The organism is Tenacibaculum mesophilum (genome assembly GCF_003867075.1).
GTDB lineage: Bacteria > Bacteroidota > Bacteroidia > Flavobacteriales > Flavobacteriaceae > Polaribacter > Polaribacter mesophilus.
Genome location: NZ_CP032544.1, coordinates 2,741,888 through 2,765,241 on the forward strand (window position 1 = coordinate 2,741,888; position 23,354 = coordinate 2,765,241).

23 protein-coding genes are annotated in these 23,354 nt (G+C 31.5%); 16 read left to right on the plus strand and 7 right to left on the minus strand.

Going from position 1 to position 23,354, the window contains the following annotated elements; genetic code table 11:
- Window position 1 precedes the first annotated feature (1 nt).
- From gmk to D6200_RS12395, 5 genes are read left to right on the plus strand one after another with little or no spacing between them, the layout of a single operon-like run.
- A complete protein-coding gene (gene gmk, locus D6200_RS12375; protein WP_047789917.1) occupies window positions 2-604 on the plus strand; it encodes a guanylate kinase in 603 nt (200 codons plus the stop codon).
- 24 nt (window positions 605-628) lie between these two features.
- Window positions 629-1,213, plus strand: a complete 585-nt coding sequence (gene nadD / locus D6200_RS12380) for a nicotinate (nicotinamide) nucleotide adenylyltransferase (RefSeq protein WP_073182166.1) — start codon at window positions 629-631, stop codon at window positions 1,211-1,213.
- 48 nt (window positions 1,214-1,261) lie between these two features.
- Window positions 1,262-2,125 (plus strand): M23 family metallopeptidase, encoded by an 864-nt coding sequence (locus D6200_RS12385; RefSeq protein WP_047789919.1) that lies wholly within the window; start codon window positions 1,262-1,264, stop codon window positions 2,123-2,125.
- A gap of 13 nt (window positions 2,126-2,138) precedes the next feature.
- Window positions 2,139-3,635 (plus strand): GH3 auxin-responsive promoter family protein, encoded by a 1,497-nt coding sequence (locus D6200_RS12390; RefSeq protein ID WP_073182165.1) that lies wholly within the window; start codon window positions 2,139-2,141, stop codon window positions 3,633-3,635.
- A 9-nt stretch (window positions 3,636-3,644) separates the two neighbouring features.
- Window positions 3,645-4,211 (plus strand): MOSC domain-containing protein, encoded by a 567-nt coding sequence (locus D6200_RS12395; RefSeq protein WP_047789921.1) that lies wholly within the window; start codon window positions 3,645-3,647, stop codon window positions 4,209-4,211.
- Here D6200_RS12395 and D6200_RS12400 read toward each other — a convergent pair.
- The 6 genes from D6200_RS12400 to D6200_RS12425 form a co-directional block, all read right to left on the minus strand.
- A complete protein-coding gene (locus D6200_RS12400) occupies window positions 4,201-4,956 on the minus strand; it encodes an HD domain-containing protein (protein WP_073182164.1) in 756 nt (251 codons plus the stop codon). The two genes, D6200_RS12395 and D6200_RS12400, sit on opposite strands and share 11 nt — an antisense overlap.
- A gap of 70 nt (window positions 4,957-5,026) precedes the next feature.
- Window positions 5,027-5,617 (minus strand): TetR/AcrR family transcriptional regulator, encoded by a 591-nt coding sequence (locus D6200_RS12405; protein ID WP_073182163.1) that lies wholly within the window; start codon window positions 5,615-5,617, stop codon window positions 5,027-5,029.
- A gap of 207 nt (window positions 5,618-5,824) precedes the next feature.
- Complete coding sequence (locus D6200_RS12410; RefSeq protein ID WP_073182162.1) at window positions 5,825-7,396, minus strand: S41 family peptidase; 1,572 nt, start codon at window positions 7,394-7,396, stop codon at window positions 5,825-5,827.
- Window positions 7,383-7,814, minus strand: a complete 432-nt coding sequence (locus tag D6200_RS12415) for a deoxycytidylate deaminase (RefSeq protein ID WP_047789925.1) — start codon at window positions 7,812-7,814, stop codon at window positions 7,383-7,385. Before D6200_RS12415 ends, D6200_RS12410 begins: the two co-directional genes overlap by 14 nt.
- A gap of 65 nt (window positions 7,815-7,879) precedes the next feature.
- A complete protein-coding gene (locus tag D6200_RS12420) occupies window positions 7,880-8,461 on the minus strand; it encodes a HupE/UreJ family protein (protein WP_047789926.1) in 582 nt (193 codons plus the stop codon).
- Window positions 8,462-8,470: 9 nt separating this feature from the next.
- On the minus strand, window positions 8,471-8,932 hold the full coding sequence (locus D6200_RS12425) for an Lrp/AsnC ligand binding domain-containing protein (RefSeq protein WP_047789927.1): 462 nt from the start codon (window positions 8,930-8,932) through the stop codon (window positions 8,471-8,473).
- 62 nt (window positions 8,933-8,994) lie between these two features.
- On the opposite strand from D6200_RS12425, the gene D6200_RS12430 reads away from it, so the two are divergent.
- Together D6200_RS12430 and D6200_RS12435 are read left to right on the plus strand one after the other, a co-directional pair.
- Window positions 8,995-10,251 carry a Y-family DNA polymerase gene (locus D6200_RS12430; protein ID WP_073182161.1) on the plus strand — a complete coding sequence of 419 codons (1,257 nt, stop codon included), beginning with the start codon at window positions 8,995-8,997 and terminating at the stop codon, window positions 10,249-10,251.
- Window positions 10,252-10,276: 25 nt separating this feature from the next.
- Window positions 10,277-10,735, plus strand: a complete 459-nt coding sequence (locus D6200_RS12435) for a LexA family protein (protein ID WP_073182158.1) — start codon at window positions 10,277-10,279, stop codon at window positions 10,733-10,735.
- Window positions 10,736-10,801: 66 nt separating this feature from the next.
- On the opposite strand, the gene D6200_RS12440 is transcribed toward D6200_RS12435, so the two are convergent.
- Window positions 10,802-11,212 (minus strand): BrxA/BrxB family bacilliredoxin, encoded by a 411-nt coding sequence (locus D6200_RS12440; protein ID WP_073182156.1) that lies wholly within the window; start codon window positions 11,210-11,212, stop codon window positions 10,802-10,804.
- Window positions 11,213-11,329: 117 nt separating this feature from the next.
- On the opposite strand from D6200_RS12440, the gene D6200_RS12445 reads away from it, so the two are divergent.
- The 9 genes from D6200_RS12445 (at window position 11,330) to D6200_RS12485 (ending at window position 23,341) form a co-directional block, all read left to right on the plus strand.
- Entirely contained in the window at window positions 11,330-12,091 is a 762-nt protein-coding gene (locus tag D6200_RS12445; RefSeq protein WP_073182153.1) for a TerB family tellurite resistance protein, read from the plus strand.
- Between the two features lie 52 nt (window positions 12,092-12,143).
- The gene (locus tag D6200_RS12450) at window positions 12,144-14,057 is read left to right on the plus strand and encodes an OmpA family protein (RefSeq protein WP_073182152.1); all 1,914 of its coding nucleotides are present in this window, start codon (window positions 12,144-12,146) and stop codon (window positions 14,055-14,057) included.
- Window positions 14,058-14,175: 118 nt separating this feature from the next.
- Window positions 14,176-17,583: an isoleucine--tRNA ligase gene (ileS, locus tag D6200_RS12455; RefSeq protein ID WP_073182149.1), complete on the plus strand. Its 3,408-nt coding sequence runs from the start codon at window positions 14,176-14,178 to the stop codon at window positions 17,581-17,583.
- 4 nt (window positions 17,584-17,587) lie between these two features.
- On the plus strand, window positions 17,588-17,965 hold the full coding sequence (locus tag D6200_RS12460) for a TraR/DksA family transcriptional regulator (RefSeq protein ID WP_047790047.1): 378 nt from the start codon (window positions 17,588-17,590) through the stop codon (window positions 17,963-17,965).
- Between the two features lie 47 nt (window positions 17,966-18,012).
- Window positions 18,013-18,660: a hypothetical protein gene (locus D6200_RS12465; protein WP_152376945.1), complete on the plus strand. Its 648-nt coding sequence runs from the start codon at window positions 18,013-18,015 to the stop codon at window positions 18,658-18,660.
- A gap of 75 nt (window positions 18,661-18,735) precedes the next feature.
- The gene (locus D6200_RS12470; protein ID WP_073182147.1) at window positions 18,736-20,631 is read left to right on the plus strand and encodes a M61 family metallopeptidase; all 1,896 of its coding nucleotides are present in this window, start codon (window positions 18,736-18,738) and stop codon (window positions 20,629-20,631) included.
- Between the two features lie 124 nt (window positions 20,632-20,755).
- Window positions 20,756-21,346 (plus strand): lipoprotein signal peptidase, encoded by a 591-nt coding sequence (locus D6200_RS12475; RefSeq protein ID WP_047789939.1) that lies wholly within the window; start codon window positions 20,756-20,758, stop codon window positions 21,344-21,346.
- A gap of 44 nt (window positions 21,347-21,390) precedes the next feature.
- Complete coding sequence (locus D6200_RS12480) at window positions 21,391-21,993, plus strand: DUF4230 domain-containing protein (RefSeq protein WP_073182145.1); 603 nt, start codon at window positions 21,391-21,393, stop codon at window positions 21,991-21,993.
- Between the two features lie 40 nt (window positions 21,994-22,033).
- Window positions 22,034-23,341: a hypothetical protein gene (locus tag D6200_RS12485; protein ID WP_083574773.1), complete on the plus strand. Its 1,308-nt coding sequence runs from the start codon at window positions 22,034-22,036 to the stop codon at window positions 23,339-23,341.
- Window positions 23,342-23,354: the final 13 nt, after the last annotated feature.

Consider the following 23,354-nt stretch of genomic DNA (forward strand, 5'->3'; position numbering starts at 1 on the left):
AATGTCGAAAGAGTTTAAAGGGAAATTATTTGTGTTTTCAGCACCATCAGGTTCAGGTAAAACTACTATTGTACGTCATTTGTTGGCAAAAGAACGTTTTAATTTGGAGTTTTCAATCTCAGCTACTTCAAGAGCTCCAAGAGGAGAAGAAGTTGATGGAAAAGATTATTATTTTATCTCTGCAAAAGAATTCAAGCAAAAAATAAAAAATGACGAGTTTTTAGAGTGGGAAGAAGTGTATCGTGATAACTTTTATGGAACGTTAAAAACAGAAGTTGAACGAATTTGGGCGCAAGGAAAACATGTAATTTTTGATATTGATGTTGTTGGAGGTTTACGTATTAAGAAGAAATTTCCAGAAGAAACCTTAGCTGTGTTTGTAAAGCCACCAAGTGTTGATGAGCTAAAAATTCGTTTAAAGAAAAGAAGTACCGAAAGCGAAGACAAGATTAACATGCGTATTGCTAAAGCTTCGGTAGAATTAGCAACAGCACCACAGTTTGATAAAATCATTAAAAACTACGACTTACCTGTAGCATTACAAGAAGCGGAAGATTTAGTAGATGATTTTTTAGGAATAAAAAAGAAAGTGAAAAACGGATAAAGAATAAGTCTAGTATCTATAAATATGAAAAACATCGGATTATACTTCGGAACTTTTAATCCAATTCATATAGGGCATTTAATTATAGCCAATCATATGGTTGAGTATTCTGATTTAGATGAAATTTGGATGGTGGTTACGCCTCATAACCCTTTTAAAAAGAAAAGCTCACTGTTAGATAACCATCATCGTTTAGATATGGTATATTTTGCTACAGAAGAATATGAGAAGATTCAACCATCAGATATAGAGTTTAGGCTTCCTCAACCAAATTATACTATAAATACCTTAGCACATATTTCTGAAAAACACCCTAGTTATAACTTTAGCCTAATTATGGGAGAAGACAACCTAAAAAGTTTGCATAAATGGAAAAACTATGAGGCAATTTTAGAAGATTATAATATTTATGTTTACCCTAGGGTTTCTGAAGGAATTGTTGAAAGCCAGTTTAAAAATCACAAAAAAATTCATAGAGTTGAAGCTCCAATAATAGAAATTTCTTCAACCATGATTCGCAAAGCCATAAAAGAAGAAAAAAACTGTAAACCTTTGTTGTCTCAAAAGGTTTGGAAGTATATTGATGAGATGAATTTTTATAAAAAATAGTTTCGCCGTTTTTTCGTTGTATATTTGAAATCCAAACAAGTATAAAACGTGGCAAAAAATAAAAAAAAACGAAAACTTAAACAGAAACTTACCGATAAGTATCGTCTAGTAATAATTAATGAAGATACGTTTCAAGAACGATTTTCTTTAAAGCTATCACGATTAAATGTTTTTGTATTTGGAGGAGTGTTTTCTATACTTCTTATAGTACTCACCACTTTGTTAATTGCTTTTACGGGTATACGTGAATATATACCAGGGTATTCATCAACAGCCTTAAAAAGAAAAGCTACCAGATTAACATACGAAGCAGATTCTTTAAAAACTAGACTGTCAGTTATTGAAAGTTACACTAAAGCTTTAAAGCCAGTTTTAACAGGTCAAATTGAGCCCGAAAAGATAGACTCCATAACTAAAGAAATGAAAACAATAGCTTTTGATGAAAGTAAATTACAAGCATCAAAGGAGGATTCTTTATTTAGAGAAAAAGTAGAGAGCAAAGACTTATTTCCTTTGCATAACGGAGGGGCAAATAGAGTTAAAAATGTATTCTTTTCACCTTTAACAGGAAACATATCACAACCGTTCGACGTTAATGACAAACATTATGCGATCGATATTGTAGCTAAAACTGGCACGCCTGTAAAAGCCGTAGCAGACGGTACAGTTATTTTAGCAGAATGGACAGCAGAAACAGGGTATGTAATAACGATACAACATTCTAACGAATTTATATCAGTATATAAACATAACGGAACTTTGTTAAAACAACAAGGAGACGTCGTAAAGTCTGGAGAAGCAATAGCAAGTGTAGGTTCCACAGGAGAATTAACTACCGGACCTCATTTACATTTTGAGTTGTGGAATAATGGATTTCCTGTTAACCCAACAAACTATATAGATTTTCAGTAAATAGAAAAAGAACATGAGTATAAAATCAATATTAGCAATTCCATTTGCAAAAATTGTCCGTAAACAAGTATATAAATGGGCAAACAACCCACATAAAACACAAGAAAAAGTTTTTCAATATTTGGTTACAGAAGGATGTAAAACAGCATTTGGAAAAGATCATGATTTTGTATCAATCAACAATTACGAAGACTTTAAAAAAAGAGTGCCTATTAACGACTATGAAGGTTTACGTAGTTATGTAGATAGAGTTGTAGCAGGAGAAGAGAATGTTTTGTGGAAAGGAAAGCCCTTGTATTTTGCCAAAACTTCAGGAACTACTTCAGGAGCCAAATATATTCCTATAAGTAAAGAATCTATGCCCACACATATTAAAGCAGCTCGAAATGCTTTGTTGTTTTATATCACAGAAACAAACGATGCTAGCTTTGTTGATGGGAAGATGATTTTTTTACAGGGAAGTCCAGTTTTAGAAGATAAAAACGGCGTGAAACTAGGGCGGTTAAGTGGAATAGCAGCGCATTATGTTCCAAATTATCTCTTAAAAAATCGTTTACCAAGTTGGGAAACCAACTGTATTGAAGATTGGGATACCAAAGTAGATAAAGTAGTTGAAGAAACCTTGCCAGAAAACATGTCGGTAATTAGCGGAATTCCATCATGGGTACAAATGTATTTTGAACGACTGATTGAGAAAACTGGAAAGACAGTTTCTGAAATTTTTCCAAACTTCAATTTCTTTGTGTATGGAGGTGTAAATTTTGAGCCATACAAGAACAAGTTTGAAGCGTTAATTGGGAAAAAAATAGACTATGTAGAATTGTATCCAGCATCTGAAGGGTTTATTGCATATCAAGACTCTCAAACCGAAAAAGGAATGTTATTGCAGTTAAACTCAGGAATGTTTTATGAATTTATTCCAGCAAATGAATTTTTTGATGAGAATCCAACAAGAATATCATTAAAAGACGTTCAATTAGGGGTGAATTATGTTATTATTTTAAACACCTCGGCGGGTTTATGGGGGTATAATATTGGTGATACTGTAGAATTTACTTCTTTAAAACCCTACAGAATAAAAGTAACAGGACGTATAAAACACTTTATCTCTGCTTTTGGTGAGCATGTAATAGGGAAAGAGGTAGAAAAAGCGTTGAATGATGCTATAAAAGGAACTGATGTGAATGTAAGCGAGTTTACAGTAGCTCCGCAAGTAAATCCTGAAAGTGGATTACCATATCATGAGTGGTTTATTGAGTTTGAAAATGAACCTGAGAATTTGGATGAGTTAGCATCTAAAATTGATGCTTCTATGCAAGAGCAAAATGTATATTACTTCGATTTAATTGAAGGCAAAATTTTACGTCCTCTTATCATTAGAAAAGTGAAAAAAGGAGGTTTCCATGAATATATGAAATCCATAGGAAAGTTTGGAGGTCAGAATAAGATTCCACAATTATCAGATAACCGAAAAATTGCGGATGTATTGCAGAATTTTTTAATTGAATAAAGAAGTAAAATGAAAATTGTAGCCACCAACATAGGAGAAAGAAAAGAAATCGATTGGAAAGGGAAAACCGTTACTACAGGTATTTTTAAGTTTCCTGTTGAGAAACCTATCTTTTTAGATGTTGAAAAAGTAAAAGATGATGCTATTTGTGATAGAGAATATCATGGAGGAATAGATCAAGCAGTGTATGCCTATTCAGAGAAGCATTATGCATATTGGAAAGAGTTATACCCAAGTTTAGATTGGAAACATGGAATGTTTGGTGAAAATCTGACTGTTTCAGATTTAGAGGAAAGTCAATTGCACGTGGGAGATACTTTTAAAGTAGGAGAGGTTATTATTGAAGTAACTAAACCACGTCAACCATGCATGAAGCTAGGAGTGCGTTTTAATGATATGAAAATCGTAAAACAATTTTGGCAACAAAACATACCAGGAGTTTACTTTAAAATATTGCAAACAGGTTATGTAAAATCAGGTGATAAGTTTGAGCAAATAAAAAGCTGCCCTCAAAATCCAACCATCGAAGAGGTATATAAGACTAAGAGGGAAGCTAAGTTTACCTCTAAAAAATAAATTTTTTAGAATCTAAAATATTTTTTGAAGCCATAGAGGCAAATCCCATTTTATATAAAATATCGGCTCTAGTATTTTCTTTATGGTTTAATGTTTCCATAGTTTCAATAATATCTTCCTTAAAACCATTTCTATGATATGTTTTATGAACTTCTTTAATAAAAGAAGTTGGAACTTGAAAATAGTGTGAACCAATTACATCCATAGCTGCACCTTTTGAAAGTAGGTAAGCTTCGTTACCAAACTTCTTCTTGTCGACAGTAGGGTATAAGTGCATATCAATAGCAGTTTTAATAGTGGAAGCTTTATCTTCACTATCGTTTTTCTTCACAAATTCATTTGCGAAAGAGCCTCCGTAATTGGCAAAACATTGTTTACTGCACACATGGTTGTGGGTATCTGTTAAACCAATATCATGTAGTATTGAGGAAACAAATAGTGACTCTTCATCATAGTGTAGTTTTTCTGAAAGAGCAATACCAGCAGACCAAAAAAAGGTTCTATAAGAATGGTAAAGTAATATAGGGTTACATAAATCATTTGCTTCTTCTAAAGCTAGTTTAGATAGCTTAGAGTCAGGAATTTTTATAGTATCAAGATCAAACTTTATTTTAGATTTAATACCGATTTTATATAATGTTTTAGTGAAACTCTCTTTTAATTTTGAGGTAATTAAAAGCTTTTTAAACTGTTGGATTTCTTTTCTGTTGAGTACAGATGGACTATAATTATTATGTATTTGCATTGCTTGTTTTTTAGAACAAAGCAAAGATAAAACAAAAACATACTAACTGGTATGTTTTTTAGACTTAAGATTATTTTAAAGTAGTTAAGTAAAGTTTTAATTGATTTAAATGATGGGTGTAAGTATCTGTCTTGTTACTTAATTTTCCTAAAGCTCTAGCTCCCCAATAGCTAGCTATAATAAAATCAGCAACTTCTTCAGCATTAATACTTGAGTTAAAAGTATTATTTTGCTGTTCTTTGGTAATAGAAGTAGCAATAGCATTTGTCCATAATGACTTTGCTTCATCAAGAGCTTCTTTAAAATCATTGTCTAAAGGCGACATTTCTTGAATTAAGTTAGCTAGAGGACAACCATATTCTATGGTTAAAAAAGAATTTTGTAAAAGTAATTCTTCAATCATTGTATATAAAGAATCATGTAAACTGGTAGAAGAAGAAAGAAAACTTACAGAAAAATCAATGGTTTTGGATTGTATTACCTCTTTAATAACAGCAATTCCCATTTGCTTTTTATTTTTAAAATGATAATAAAAAGCACCTTTTGTTACTTTAGTAGTCGCTATAATTTCATCAATACTTGTAGATTGATATCCTTTCTTATAAATAAGTTCAAAAGCTTGTTGTAAAATAGTTGCTCTGGTGTTCGCGGATTTCTTCATTTGTTGTAGCTTGCTCTTTATTAATTTACATACAGCACAAATTTACTATTATGTATATAACAAAGTAGTGTAAAGACTACAATTTAGGTTAAAAAGAAGTTTTAGTTAGGAGCATTCCATCCGTGTATGAAGTTCTCAGTAATAAAACTGAAGAATTTAAAAGTCAACACTATTACAAAAAGCGCTATGATTACTTTAAATATTTTCTTATTCATTTTGCTTTTGTTCTAACTCAAATACTTTTTGCAGCATTTTATCATCTCGCTGATCTACTTTGTATAAACCTTCGTCACTAAAAAGTTCACGAGCTATCAATACTTTTAAGTTATTGCGAAGTTGATTTTTTGTTCTTTCAGGAAGTCTAAAATCTTTGAGTTCTGCTAAGAATTTATTAGAAATCTTATTGTCTTTATCAAAATTATTAATAAAATCCTCAACGGTTAATGAAGCGAGTTTTTTACGATTATCATCTACATATGAAAAAGCGAAATCATTTAAAGGACGGAAGAAAATTGTAGGAATATAAGCTGAGGTATCTACCGCTACAAAATAATCAGGAATAATTCCACCGCCACCATATACTACTTTACCTTTAGGAGTCGTATACTTCAAACTATCAATAGTTTTAATACTGTCTTTGGTAAACAACTCCCCATTTTCTAGTCGATGTTCAAAATCATGACTATATTCTTCAGAATCTGCGTCCTTTTTATAAGGCTTTTGAATAGAACGCCCTGTTGGAGTATAATACCTAGCCGTAGTTAATCGAACCGCAGAACCATCTCCTAAGTCCATTTCTTGCTGTACTAGCCCTTTTCCAAAAGAACGACGTCCAATAATAATACCTTTGTCATTATCTTGCAAGGCACCAGCTACAATTTCAGAAGCAGAAGCGGAGTTTTCATCAATTAGTACATATAACCCACCGTGCTCAAAATCACCTTTATCAGTAGCGAAAGATTTTACAATATCACCTTTGTTATTTTTTGTAAATACAATCAGTTTTTCATCTTCTAAGAATTCGTCAACAATATCATTAGCAATATCAATAAAACCACCACCATTTCCGCGAAGATCTAAGACCAAATCAGTCATTCCTTTTGTAAGTAATTTGTTTAAAGAAGATTTAAACTCAATATAGGTGTTACGTGCAAAACGATCTAGTTTTATATAGCCAATACTATCGTTTAACATGTAAGCAATATCAACACTTTTAATATTTACTTTACCACGATTAATAGTAGTGTTAAAAATACTATCATTGGTCTTTCTATAAATTTGCAAATCAACTTTAGTGTTTGGCTTTCCTTTTAAAGCTTTCATTATTTGGGAAGTTTGCAGTTTTTTCCCATAGAGTGTATCCTTGTCTGCAAGTAAAATTCTATCACCTGCTTTAATTCCTGCTTCAATACTTGGTCCTCCTTTAATAGGTTCTATAACGGTAATAGTATCACCAATCATACGAAATTGAACACCTATTCCTACAAAATTACCTTGCATGTTTTCGGTAACCAATTGTAAGTTTTCTTTAGGAATGTATACTGAATGAGGATCTAATTTACCTAACATCTCTGCAATGGCTCCATCTAATAAATCATCTGTGTTAACAGCATCAACATAATCACTTTGAATGTAGTCAATTAAACGCTTTATTTTTCGTTCACTTGATGAGCTTTTTCCAATAAGATTGCTTGATTTTCCGTTGCTAAAAAAGGTCCCAATAAGAATACCGAAAATAACTGCAATAGATAAATATATAGGTAAATTATTCTTGTTCATAAGGTAAATAAGTCAGTTCAACACCCGCTTTCTCTAAAAAATCTAATCCTGATCGGTCTTTGTATGCTTGTGCATATACTACACGTTTTATTCCTGCTTGATGTATTAATTTACTGCATTGTTGGCAAGGAGAAAGTGTAATATATAAAGTAGCACCTTTGCATGATTGTGTAGAAGAAGCTACTTTTAAAATAGCATTGGCTTCGGCATGCAACACATACCATTTGGTGTACCCTTCTTCGTCTTCACAATAATTTTCAAAACCAGAAGGAGTACCATTATAACCATCAGAAATAATCATTCGATCTTTAACAATTAAGGCGCCTACTTTTTTACGAATACAGTGTGAAAGTTGTCCCCATTCATTTGCCATTTTTAAATAGGCAATGTCATATTTTAATTGTTTTTTCTTCAAAATTTTCAGTACGATTTTTCTTAGATAAGCTAAGGTAGTTAGATTTGTGTTAGTTAGGCGTTAATTTTTTACCAAAAAACACGGTCAAACATCATTTGTAAAGCAAAACCAATTACGATTGATGACATGATTAAAATCCAATCACGACGATTTACACTAAAGATTGATTGCACTAGTGCTCCAATTAGTAAAATACCTAATACAATAATAATTTGTGCTACTTCTACACCTAAGGCAAATTCTAATAAAGGTAAAAATTTATCAGAAGTTTTTCCAATCATAATTTTAAAATAGTTAGAAAAACCAAGTCCGTGAATTAACCCGAAAAACAAAGCAAAAAATAAATTTTGGTTTTCTTTTCCTACCGATGCTTTTTTTGCGGTTAATACATTCATTAATCCCGTAATAAAAATAGTTAACGGAATTAAAAACTCAATTAAATCTGCTCGTACATTTAAAATTCCGTATGCTGAAAGCGCTAGAGTTATTGAGTGTCCAATAGTAAACAAAGTAATTAACCATAAAACTTTTGTCCACTGTTTAAATTGATACACAACAGCTAATACAATTAAGAATAAAATATGGTCATAGGCTTTAAAGTCTAATACATGAAACAAGCCCATTTTAAAGTAGAAGATAAAATCGTTCATTAGGGGTTTTTAAATTTTTATTTGTCGATCTATTTGTTGGTCTAAAGATATAAAAGTTTCGGTTCTTGAAACTCCTTTTATGGTTTGAATATCCTTATTTAACAAATGCATTAAGTCTTCGTTGTTTTTACACAGTATTTTAATGAAAATAGCATAGTTACCTGTAGTGTAATGACTTTCTACGATCTCAGGAATTTCTTTTAAACGTTTAATTGCAGAAGAGTATAAGCTAGAAGAATCTAAAAATACACCAACAAAAGCGGTAGTGGTATAGCCTAATGCTTTTGGATTTAATATCATTTTGTAACCATCAATTAAATCAGATTCGTCTAACTTTCGTAATCGTTGATGAATGGCAGCGCCAGATATACCTACTTCTCGGGCAATGCTTAAAATAGGTGTACGAGCATCTTTTACAAGACGTTTGATAATTATTTTATCAATTCCGTCAATTTTTAATTTTCTAACCATGAAACAAAAATAAGGAAAGTTAGTTAGAGTTCATTTTTTCAATATTCTGTACCTTTACAACTATGTATGCGTTGGTAGATTGTAATAACTTTTATGCTTCTTGCGAACGGGTTTTTAATCCGAATTTGCAAGGAAAACCTGTGGCTATTTTAAGTAATAACGATGGGTGTGTTATTTCAATGAGTGATGAAGCTAAAGACTTGCAACTTCCATTTGGAGCTCCAATTTTTAAGTGGGATCAGTTTTGTAAAAACAATAATATCTCAGTGCTATCGTCAAATTATCCGTTGTATGGTGATATGAGCGCTAGAGTGATGAAAATTTTAGAACAATTTTCTCCAGATGTGGAAGTATACTCTATTGATGAAGCATTTTTACAATTCAAAGGTTTTAATGAATATAATTTTAATTCTTATGGAACTGAAATAAGAAGTAGAATTTTACAATGGACGGGTATTCCAACTTGTGTAGGAATTGCACCAACAAAAGCATTGAGTAAAGTAGCTAATAAAATTGCTCGAAAATTCTTGAAAGAAACAGGTGGAGTGTGTGTGATTGATTCCGAAGAAAAAAGAATAAAAGCATTAAAATGGACTTCTATAGAAAGTGTTTGGGGAATTGGAAGAGGTATACAAAAAAGACTACAAGCTAAAGGATGTATAAAAGCGTATGATTTTACACAGTTAAATGACGATTGGGTGCTGAAAAATTTATCGATTACAGGTTGGAAGTTGAAAAAAGATTTAGAAGGAGATCCTAAAATACAACTAGATGAGCCTACTAACAAAAAAGCAATAGCAACAACCCGAAGTTTTGAATATACATTTTCGGATCTAGATAATATTAAAGAAAGAATCTCAACGTTTGCTGTAAGTTGTGCAGAAAAATTACGTAAGCAAAACTCAAGTTGCCATATGGTAATAGTGTTATTGCGTAGTGATTATCATAAAAAAGAGACTAAACAACATCGAGCAAGTAAAACTATTGTACTTCCATATCCGACAAACTCTACATTAACAATAAGTAAAAGTGCAGTACAAGCTGTAACTACTATTTTTAAGGAGGGAATAAAGTATAAAAGAGCAGGAGTAATTGTAACAGGGTTGGTGCCTTCAGACAATTATCAATTAGATATGTTTGCAAAGGAAGACCCGAAGCACGCTTCTTTAATGAATGCAATAGATAAAATTAACCAGACTTATAAAGCAGATAAGATTAAATTAGCAAACCAAGATTTACAACGTACTTGGAAGATGCGTCAAGAGCGATTATCACCAAAATATACTACAAATATTAACGATATTATTAAAGTAAAATAAGCTTAGTTAAATAACAAATAATAAGATGTTACGAAAATTAAAACCAGTAAAAGCATCAGAAGCATTGACTTTTTTCTTACCAAAAGAGTTAAATGAAAGCGAGGGAGCTATCTTTATGGATACAGGTATTTCTGCGGGCTTTCCTTCTCCTGCTGATGATTTCAGGGAAACGCGTATTTCATTAGATGAAGAACTTATTAGAAATAAAGAAGCCACTTTTTTTGCACGAGTAAGTGGTCAGTCGATGATTGGTGCAGGTTTAGATGATAATGATTTACTGGTAATTGATAGAAGTATTCCGCCAACAAATAATAAGATAGCGGTTTGCTTTTTAGATGGAGAGTTTACGGTAAAACGATTAAGAGTTGAAGGAAGTGAAGTTTGGTTGCAGCCTGAAAATCCAGACTACCCAATCATAAAAATTACAGAAGAAAATAATTTTATTATTTGGGGAGTTGTAACTAATGTAATTAAGAAAGTATAAAAAAATCCAGTAAAATTACTGGATTTTTTAGTTGTTTTTTGTTTTGAAACCTTTTGCTTAAAAAGATTAACAAAATTCGTCATAAGCAGCTGCTAAATTTTGAGCAATAGCTTGTGCAGAGCGCCCCTCGATATGATGACGTTCTAACATGTGCACTAAATTACCATCTTTGAATAAAGCTATTGCAGGAGATGATGGAGGGAAAGGAATCATATATTCTCTTGCCTTCGCTGTAGATTCTTTCTCTACACCTGCAAAAACTGTAGTTAAGTTCGTAGGAGTTTTATCTGCTCCTAAAGAAGCAATAGCACCAGGTCTTGCAGTACCTGCAGCACATCCACAAACAGAGTTTACCATTACTAATGTAGTTCCTTCTTTGGCTAAAGCATTGTCAACATCTTCAGCAGTATATAAAGCTTCAAAACCAGCGTCAATTAATTGATCACGCATTGGTTTTACTAATTCTTCTGGATACATATTTTTGAATTAAAATTTAAGGCAAAGATACTTCTTTTAGTGCCAACAATCAACCCGAAATAAGTATGGTAGATAGATTGGTAATGTTTTATCTTTGGGGCTTCTAAAAAACAAACAATGGGAAAATTTGCAAAATGGCTTGGAGCAGGAGCCGGTTTTACATTAGGAGGTCCAATAGGAGCTATTATAGGGTTTGCTGTAGGAAGTCTTATTGATGGAATTTCTGTAGAAGATTTTGTACAAGAACAGCAAGAATATCAAAAAAAGACAGGGGGACAACCAAGAAGAGGAAGAGCTACATCAGGAGATTTTGAAATAAGCTTGTTAATATTAGCTTCGGTAGTTATTAAATCTGACGGAAAAATAGATAGGCGTGAACTGGACTATGTTCGTATGTATTTTGTGAAAATGTATGGTAAAGAACGAGCAAATCATGCGTTTAAATTATTCAACGGTATTATTAAGAAACAAGTATCTACACGACAAGTTTGTTTACAAATACGTCAGTATATGTCACATGCTACACGATTACAGTTACTACATTTTTTATTCGGAATAGCAAAAGCAGATGGACAAGTAACTAGTGTAGAGGAAGAAGAGATTAGAAAGATAGCAAGTTACTTGTATATTAACGAATATGATTATTCTTCAATAAAGGCAATGTTTTATGACGAATCTGATAGTGCTTATAAAATGCTTGAAATAACAAAAGAATCCACTAACGATGAGGTAAAGAAAGCATATCGAAGAATGGCAAAAAAATACCATCCAGATAAACTTCAAAATTTAGGAGAAGAACATAAAAAAGGAGCTAAAGAAAAATTCCAAAAAATACAAGCAGCTTATGAACAGATAAAAAAAGAGCGAGGAATAAGCTAGAATAAAAAAAGATAATTATTTTAGTGTTATTTAACTACAAAAGATAAGAGACATGGGGAAACAGTTAGTAGTAATATTTATTTTTCTTAGTGGCATTTGCTTAGGGCAAAGAAAATACACAGCCGACAAATATTTTGAAGTTTTTGCTTATAAAAAGGCAGCAGAACTATATGAGAAAATTTATGATAAAGGAAATAATTCGTACGAAATTGTTAGTCGTTTAGGAGACTCTCATTATTATAACTCAGAGTTTTTAGAAGCAGAGAAATGGTATAAAATTTTAATGGAAAACTATGAGAGTATTACAGAGCCAGAATATTTTTTTAGATATGCACAATCTTTAAAAAGTAATAGAAAAATTAAAGAATCTGATAAATGGCTTTTAAAGTTTAGTGAAATTAAAGAGAATGACTCAAGAGGGCAAGCTTTAGAGAAAAATGAAGGTTATTTTAATAAATATAGTAATGGAAAAAAGAAAACATTTATAAATATAACCAATCTCTCAGTCAATACTCAGTATTCTGATTTTGGTGGGTTTACCTATGATAATAAACTTTATTTTGCCTCTACAAAACCTGTTGGAGAAAATGACAAACTATATAAATGGAACAATCAACCGCATTTAAATATCTACAAAGCAAATGAAGTTTATAATGAAGAAAAACAATTAATAGATTTAGAAAAAGAAGAAATAATTTCATCATTAAGTTCACAATATCACGAATCCAATGCTGTAATTACTTCAGATGGTAAAACAATGTACTTTACCAGAACAAATTTCAATGGAAAGAAATTAGAAGGAGGAGATAATCAAATAGCATATCTTAAAATATATAAAGCAGAGTTTGAAAATGGAGAGTGGAGAAATATAAAGGAACTTCCATTTAATAATGATAATTATTCTGCGGGACATCCAACTTTAAGCGCAGATGAGAAAACATTGTATTTTATTTCAGATATGCCAAATGGTTTTGGGAAAACAGATATATACAAGGTTGCACTTTTAGAAAATAGCACTTACGGAGAACCAGTAAATTTGGGAAAAGAAATAAATACTGAAGGAAGAGAAATGTTTCCTTTCGTCGCTAAAGATAATACCTTGTATTTTGCTTCAGACGGACATCTAGGTTTAGGTGCCCTTGATATTTTTGAATCAAAAAATAATTCAGGTACTTATCAAAAACCAAATAATTTAGGTGCTCCAATAAATGGATCGTATGACGATTTTGCTTTTGTGATAGACGATGAAAAGAACAAAGGTTTCTTCTCTTCTAATAGAAAAGGAGGAAAAGGAGACGATGACATTTATAGCTTTATTTTATATAACTGTAAAGAAGATATAACAGGTGTAGTATCAGAAGAAAAAAGCAATAAACCAATATTAGGAGCAACAGTTAAATTAATTGATTCTAATGGTAAGGTTCAAGCACAACAAGTAACGGGAAAAAATGGAGACTATAGGTTTGTTGAAGTTGATTGTGAGAAAAAATTTACAGTTATAGCAGAAAAAGAAGATTATAAAGCTTACCCAAAACAATTACAAACTCTTGATGTAAATAAACAGCTTGTTACAGTAAATTTATCGTTAAAACCATTGATTATAGAAGATCAAATTGTGATTAGTCCTATTTATTTTGATTTTGATAAACATACAATAAGAAAAGATGCAGAATATGAGTTAGAACATATTGTTTCGGTAATGAAAAATCACCCAGAAATGATAATTAGAATAGAATCACACACAGATAGTAGAGGATCGAAAGAATACAATAAAAAGCTATCTGATAAAAGAGCAAAATCAACAAAAGCTTACATTGTTTCTAGAGGGATTTCTTCAGAAAGAATAGAAAAAGCAGTAGGTTATGGGGAAGAAAAACTATTAAATAATTGTGACGATACAACAAGCTGCTCTACAAAAGAGCATCAAAAAAATAGAAGATCTTATTTTTATATAGTTAAAAAATAACAATTATAACCTATAAAGTATCAAAAACATCTCAATTTTGAGGTGTTTTTTTATATCTCAAATTCAACAATTACAAGAAAATACGTAATTTCGCACATTCAATTAATAAACCGACAAAATGAGTAAGAAGTTTACTGAATACAAAGGATTGGATTTACCAAAAGTAGCTGAAGAAATATTAAACTATTGGGAAGAAAACAACATCTTTGAAAAAAGTATTACTACACGTGAAGGAAACGAACCATTTGTGTTTTTTGAAGGACCACCTTCAGCAAACGGTTTGCCAGGAATTCACCACGTAATGGCACGCGCCATTAAAGATATTTTTTGTCGTTATAAAACCCAAAAAGGATACCAAGTTAAGCGTAAAGCAGGTTGGGATACACACGGTTTACCTGTAGAATTAGGGGTTGAAAAAGAATTAGGAATCACCAAAGAAGATATTGGAACAAAAATTACGGTTGAAGAATACAATGAAGCTTGTAAAAAAGCTGTAATGCGTTACACTGATATTTGGAATGACTTAACTCAAAAAATGGGGTATTGGGTAGATATGGAAGATCCATATATTACTTATAAACCAAAATATATGGAGTCGGTTTGGTGGTTGTTAAAGCAAATTTATGATAAAGATTTACTGTACAAAGGATATACTATTCAACCGTATTCACCAAAAGCAGGAACAGGATTAAGCTCGCATGAGTTAAATCAACCAGGAACGTATCAAGATGTTACAGATACTACAGTAGTAGCTCAGTTTAAAACAATCAAAGAAACGTTACCAGAGTTTTTACAAGTTGAAGGAGATGTACATTTTTTAGCTTGGACAACAACTCCATGGACACTCCCATCAAATACAGCATTAACGGTTGGCCCAAAGATTGAGTATGTTTTAGTAAAAACATTCAACCAATACACCTTTGAGCCAATTCAAGTGGTGTTGGCTAAAAACTTAGTATCAAAACAATTTGCAGGGAAGAAGTTTAATGAAGTTGAAGATGTAGCGGAATTAGCAAATTATACTAAAGGAGATAAGCAAATTCCATATGCAGTTATAAAAGAATTTATAGGAAAGGACTTAGTAGGTATCAAATATGAACAGTTATTACCATTTACTTTACCATATCAAAATCCAGAAAATGCTTTTAGAGTAATTTCAGGAGATTTTGTTACTACCGAAGATGGTACTGGTATCGTACACACAGCACCTACCTTTGGAGCCGATGATGCGTTAGTTGCAAAACAAGCAACTCCAGAAGTTCCGCCAATGTTGGTGCTAGACGAAAATGAGAACCCAGTTCCGTTAGTAGACTTACAAGGTAGATTCCGTCCAGAAATGGGAGAATTTGCAGGTAAATATGTGAAGAACGAGTACTATGCTGATGGAGAAGCTCCTGAAAGATCAGTAGATGTTGAGTTAGCGATTCAATTAAAAGAAGAAAATAAAGCCTTTAAGGTTGAAAAATATGTGCACAGTTATCCGAATTGTTGGCGTACCGATAAACCAATTTTATACTATCCATTAGATTCTTGGTTTATCAAGGTAACCGATGTAAAGGATAAGATGTTCGATTTAAATGAAACGATAAACTGGAAACCAAAATCAACAGGAGAAGGACGTTTTGGTAACTGGTTAAAAAATGCGAATGACTGGAACTTATCACGTTCTCGTTTTTGGGGAATTCCATTACCTATTTGGCGAACAGAAGACGGAACAGAACAAATCTGTATTGGTTCTGTAGCTGAATTAAAAGAAGAAATCCAAAAGTCAGTGGATGCAGGAGTAATGTCTGAAGATATTTTTGCTGATTTTGAAGTAGGAAATATGTCTGAAGATAACTACGATAAAATCGATTTACATAAAAATGTAGTCGATAAAATCACGTTAGTTTCGGCATCAGGAAAACCAATGAAGCGCGAAAGTGATTTAATTGATGTTTGGTTCGATTCTGGTTCTATGCCATATGCACAATGGCATTATCCGTTTGAAAATAAAGAATTAATAGAAGATAAAGAAAGTTACCCTGCAAACTTTATTGCTGAAGGCGTAGATCAAACTCGTGGATGGTTTTATACCTTACATGCAATAGGAACAATGGTGTTTGACTCTGTAGCCTATAAAAATGTAGTATCTAACGGATTGGTGTTAGATAAGAACGGGCAAAAAATGTCAAAGCGTTTAGGAAATGCGGTAGATCCGTTTACAACATTGTCAGAGTTCGGTCCAGATGCTACGCGTTGGTATATGATTTCGAATGCGAACCCATGGGACAACTTAAAATTTGATATTGCAGGAATAGAAGAGGTAAAACGTAAATTCTTCGGAACTTTATATAACACCTATTCATTCTTCTCACTATATGCAAATATTGACAACTTTAGGTATAGCGAAGCTGAAATAGCTATTAATGAACGACCAGAGATTGATCGTTGGATTTTATCTGAATTAAATACCTTAGTTCAAAAAGTAGATAAATTCTATGCTGAATATGAGCCTACCAAGGCAACCAGAGCTATTTCCGATTTTGTGCAAGATCACCTAAGTAACTGGTATGTACGTTTATGTAGAAGACGTTTCTGGAAAGGAGAGTATGCACAAGATAAAATCTCTGCATACCAAACGTTATACACCTGTATGTTAACGGTAGCTAAATTAGGATCTCCAGTAGCTCCTTTCTTTATGGATCGTTTATATAAAGATTTAGTGAATGCTACAGGAAAAGAAAGTTTTGAAAGTGTACATATAGCAGAGTTTCCAAAATACAATGCTGATCTAGTTGATAAGTCGTTAGAGCGTAAAATGGAAAATGCACAAACAATTTCGTCATTAGTTCTATCTCTAAGGGCTAAAGAGAAAATTAAAGTGCGCCAGCCGTTACAAAAAATAATGATTCCTGTATTAGATGCAGTTCAGAAGGAAGAAATTTTAGCAGTTGCAGACTTAATCAAGTCAGAAGTAAACGTTAAAGAGATCGAATTATTGGACGATGCTTCAGGAATTTTAGTAAAACAAATCAAACCAAATTTTAAAGCATTAGGGCCTAAATTTGGTAAGGAAATGAAGTTGATAGCTAATAAGATACAAGGATTTACACAAGAAGATATCATTAAAATAGAAAAAGAAGGTGAAATTTCTGTGGAAATTAACGATAAAATGATTACTTTAGGAACCGCTGATGTGGAGATTTCATCGAAAGATATCGAAGGGTGGTTGGTAGCCAACGCAGAAGGGTTAACTGTAGCTTTAGATGTTACAATAAACGACGAATTACGCAAAGAAGGTGTGGCAAGAGAATTAGTTAATAGAATTCAAAACGCACGAAAAGACACAGGTTTAGAAGTAACCGATAAAATAAAATTAACCATTTTGCAGGCTGATGATTTAAAAGAATCGGTATTGGCAAATGAAAACTACATTAAAGCAGAAACATTAACAAACGAATTAGTTTTTGTTGATGTTTTAAGTAATGGTACAGAAATTGAGTTTGATACCATTAAAAGTAGAATGTTAATTGAAAAAATATAGCATTATGGATGATGTTAAAATAAGATATTCAGACAGTGATTTACAAGAGTTTAAGGAAATCATTCAAAAGAAAATTGAAAAAGCAGAAGAAGATTTAAGGTTGCTACAAGCATCATATAAAAACGGTTCAGATAACGGAACCGATGATACGTCGCCAACATTTAAATCTTTTGAAGAAGGATCTGATACAATGGCTAAAGAGGCAAATATGCAGTTAGCTATTCGTCAAGAAAAGTTTATTCGCGATTTAAAAAATGCCTTAGTTCGTATTGAAAATAAAACCTATGGTATTTGTAGAGTTACTGGTAAGCTAATTCAAAAAGAACGTTTAAAGTTAGTACCACATGCTACTTTAAGTATCGAAGCAAAACGAAAACAATAACTTTTAAAGTTAAAATAAATAGAGCCTCTTTTAGAGGCTTTTTTTGTATGAAAAAACATCTATTGTTATTACTTATACTAAGTATCCAGTTTCTTTACTGTCAAGAAAAAATAATACAGAAAAGAAAAATGTTAGTAAACGAACTCGAAGTTGTTACTTACGGTTTGGATGATATTGTAATTGAAAATTCAAAAGATGGACAACTCGAAGTAGTTTTATTAGATGAAAATCCACATACACACAATATCCTATTCAAAAAAGAAGGAGAAGTCTTTACAATAGCATTTGAATTAAATATTCCAACATTAAAAAACGAAGTCTTTCGAAAATATATAACGAGGAGGCTAGAAAGAGCCAGAGCAGTTATAAAAGTTCCCAAAAACAAACATATAAGCATTCATGGAAAAACTATCGGAATAACTTCAAAAAGTTATAAAGGAGATGTAAATATTTATATAGAAAGAGGAAATATAAAGTTAAATACAGTTAAAGGAAACTCAAATATAGATCTTTTCCAAGGCAATGTTTTTGCTAATATTGATAAACAAACAGGTTTGGGTTTAAAAACTAACAACGGAACAATCATTATAAATGGAAAAAGAAAAATATCTCCATTTTCTAAAGAAGTGACACCTGTTTCTAAAATACTTACTATAAATTCTATTCATGCGAATATTAATATTGAATTAAAGTAATTAACAAAAAATTATAAAAATTAGACGTAACAAAAGAAGTTTCATTTTGTCTAATGGTTAATTAAAAACTAAGAAATGAATAAAAGTATACTAACCACAGCAACCATTGCAGCATTACTCTTAACAAGCTGTAATTCTACTAAAAAGACAACAAACGATTTAGCTGTTCAAACTCCCATTGTAACGACTTTAGATTTAACAAAAGTAGACAATGATAAAGTACCAGTAACTGTTAATCCAGGCAGGTTTACAATTGAAAAAGTAACATATAGATTGCCAAGAGTTGTCCAAGGAACCTATTCTGTGAGTGATTTTGGTAAATATGTAGACAGCTTTAAGGCTTTAGATTATGAAGGAAATGAACTAGAGGTAACAAAAGTTGATACGAATACTTGGGCAATTACCAATGCTGAAAAATTAGATAAAGTAACGTATTTAGTAAACGATACTTTTGATATGGAAGTTTCAGGGGGAATTGGAGGAGAAACCCCATTTTCACCCGCAGGAACAAATATAGAGTCTACAAATTATGTGCTTAACCTTCACGGATTTGTGGGGTATTTTGATTCTTTAAAAAACAATCAATATAAGTTAGATGTTGTTTCGCCTACCAATTTTAAAAGAACTTCCGCTTTACAAGAAGTTGGAACAAAAACAAGTGAAGACGGCTCAACTTTAACGTCGAGCTATTTTGCACCACGTTATTTTGATATTACCGATAATCCTATGTTTTATGGAGAATTAGATGTTGAAGAGTTTAAAGTAGGTGATATTAAAATTGTATTAAGTGTATACTCTCCAAATAAGAAGCACTCAGCTGAAAAGCTTAAGAAAGTTATGGAGAAAATGATGCAAGCACAAAAAGCATATTTAGGAAGTATTAACAGTACAGCACGCTACGATATTTATTTATACTTATCTGACGGAACTGAAAAAGCGCCTAAAGGATTTGGGGCTTTAGAACATCATACATCAACAGTAGTAGTGTTACCAGAAGCAATGCCAGATGAAGCATTGGCAAAAAGTATGATTGATGTAGTATCTCATGAGTTTTTTCATATTGTAACTCCGTTAAGTGTACATTCAGAAGACGTACATTATTTCGATTACAATCAACCAACATTTTCAAAACACTTATGGATGTATGAAGGAATTACAGAATACTTTGCTACATTATTTCAAATAAACCAAGGTTTGGTAACAGAAGATGAATTTTACAGCAAAATTATGGGTAAAATTAAAACAGCATCCACTATGAACGACGCTATGAGTTTTACAAAGATGAGTGAAAATGTATTGGAAGAACCGTATGCTTCTCAGTACTATAATGTTTATCAAAAAGGAGCTTTAATAGGTATGTGTATTGATATTTTAATGCGTGAAGAAAGTAATGGAAATAGAGGTGTGTTATCATTAATGAAAGAGTTGTCATTAAAATATGGGAAAAACAAACCATTTGAAGATGATAAGTTAATTGGAGAAATTACTGAAATGACCTATCCATCAATAGGAGCATTTTTAAACACACACGTAGTAGGAGGTACACCAATTAATTATAATGAGTTTTTTGCTAAAGCAGGATTAGTGTTAGATGAATCAAAAGTGAAAACAAATTATATCCAAAATGATGGAGCTATGATTGTTAGACCAGATAAAGCGACACAAACTATCCGATTTACAGAAGCTGTAAAAGACAACAGCTTTTGGGCTGAAAATGGAGCACAACCTAATGATGCAATCAAAGAAGTTGATGGAGTGGCTGTGACAAAGGAAAGTGCAAATCAAATTTTTACGAAAATGTTTATGTGGCAACCAGGAAACGAAGTTGAAGTAAAATTAGAAAGAGATGGTAAAGAGGTGGTTATTAAAACAACTTTAACTCAATCATATACAAAAGGAACTAGTTTAAAAGATGATCCTAATGCAACACAAAAGCAAAAAGAACTAAGAAAAGCTTGGTTAAAAGGATAGTTTCTTTTTATTAATATAAATTAAGACCAGTATGACTAAAAGTCTATTGGTCTTTTTCTTTCTATAAATCAGAAGAAAAACATAAAAATAGTTTTCTTATTTTTGTTTCCATTAAATAAAAAAAATGTCTAAAAAACACATCGCAATACTTACCGTAATTCTGGCAATTTTAATTGATCAAATTAGTAAAATTTACATCAAAACACATTTTCAGCTAGGAGAAGAAGTAGTTGTTTTTAATGATTGGTTTAGAATTCATTTTACCGAGAATAATGGTATGGCATGGGGCTTTGAATTTGGAGGGAAAACAGGGAAGTTATTTTTAACTTTATTTAGAGTTGTTGCAGTTACAGGTATTGTGTATTGGTTATGGCAAACAATAAAACGAAAGGCACATACCGCTGTTATTGTCGCTATTGCATTAATTTTAGCAGGAGCAGTAGGCAATATCATCGATTCTGTTTTTTATGGTGTAATTTTCGACTCTTCTTATCATAATGTTGCTACACTTTTTTCAGATAATCCTTACGGAGAATTATTTCATGGAAAAGTAGTAGATATGTTATACTTTCCTATTTACGAAGGAGAAAACTTTACCTTTTTTAATGCTATTTTTAATGGTGCAGATTCTTGGATAACGATTGGAGTAGCTTTACTATTTTTATTTAATAAGCAAGCATTTCCAAAAGAAGAAGAAACAAAACAAGCTTCATAAAAGTACTTTAGATACTTTTCCTATATTTATAGAAAAAGAAAACGATGCGTTTATTAAAATATCTTGCTGTTTTTGTACTAGGATTTTTAATTGCAAAATTCTGGTATGAGAAGAAGGAAGAAAAGTACGAGCAAGAAGAAATTCAGGTGGTTTTAAACGGAATCCAAAACCTAAGTAAATTAGTAGTTTCAGAAGGAAATTTCTCTGAAATGTACAGTTTTACGGATGCTAAAAAATACTTTTATGGATATCTTACATTTGAAAAAAAAGCAATGCTTTCTGTGAATGCAAAGGTTGAGGTTGGTTACGACTTATCGAAATTAGAAATTCAAATAGATAGTGTTGATAAACAAATTATTATTAAAAAAATTCCTGAGGAAGAAATTCTAATTTCCCCTGATATTAAGTATTTTGATTTGCAGCAAAGTCAGTTTAATACTTTTTCTAAGCAAGAACTAAACAAGCTCAACACTAAAGCTATTGAAAAGATTAAATCAACAATAACGGTTTCTCAACTACAAAAAGATGCTAAAACACGTTTGTTTGAAGAACTATCTAAGATTTACCAACTTTCTAAAATTTATAATTGGAAAGTGGTGGATAATACTAACTCAAAGATGTTTGAATCGTTGTTGTTAAAAGATTAATTTTTTTAAAAGTATATTTGATGTAGTTTAAAAATAAGTTATGAGAAAAATATATGGAATTGCTATGCTATTTTTGGTATTAATGGCATGTAAAAAAGAAGAAAAAGAAAAGCTAATTTATACCCAAGATGTAGACAATTATTGGAAAGCGTACGATAAGATAACTTCTACCAAAGATTCAGTTTTACAATCAAAATATTTAAAAGAGGAATTTTTAGATAAAGCTTCTATTGGGCAAAAAACAATGTTTAAAGTTAGAAACTGCACTCCTCAAGAGTACATAGAAAACATTAATGATTATCCCAAATTTTGGAACTCTATTAAGGAAAATACTATAAAAAGTAAAGGTTTAAGTTCAGAGATAGACAATGGACTACAAAAATTAAAGCAAATTTACCCAGACTTAAAACCGGCTAAAGTGTACTTTACTGTTGGAGCATTTAGAACTGGAGGAACAGCAGTAGATAGTTTAGTGATTTTTGGTGTAGATATGCAAATGTTGGATGAAAACATTAATACTTCTGAGTTAAAAAAAAGCCTAGATAATGTAAAAAAATTTCAAAAAACAAATCCAATCAATAATGTAAAATTTACAGGAGTTCATGAGTTTGTTCATACACAACAAAAACCTTTTTCAACAGAGAGTTTATTAGTAGCAAGCCTATATGAAGGAGTAGCAGAGTTTGTTGCTGAAAAAGCTTTAGGAGAAAAGTCTAGTATGGAAGGTATAGAATACGGTAAGAAAAATACTCAAGTTATTAAAGATCAATTTGAAATAGAAATGTTCAACAAAGCTTATTCTTATTGGTTGTGGAGTTCGATGTCAAATAAATTTAATCAGAGAGATTTAGGGTATTTTATTGGATATAAAATTGCTGAAAAATACTATGATGATTTTGATAAAGATAAAAATTTAGCAATAAAAAATCTTATAGAGTTAGATTATGGTAATAACGAAACCATCATTGAATTTGTAGATTCAGTTAAATTTTTTGATAAACCAATTTCTGAAATAAGAAAAGAAAATGAAAAGCATAGACCTTATGTCGTTTCTATAAAAGAATTTAAGAATAATGATACTGATGTAGACCCAGCTATAAAAACACTAACTATTGAATTTTCTAAACCAATGAATGAAAAAATAATGAATCTAAGATTAGGTCCGTTAGGAGAATCAAATTTGTTAAGTGTGACAAGTTTTAAAGGATGGTCAAAAGATAAAACTAAATTAGTTTATGAAGTCTCATTAAAGTCAAACTTAAGGCAACAGTTGTTAGTTAGTGATGTATTTCAATCTAATAAAGGATATCCATTACAACCATACCTTATAGATATAACGACGAAGTAACAAAAAACATTGG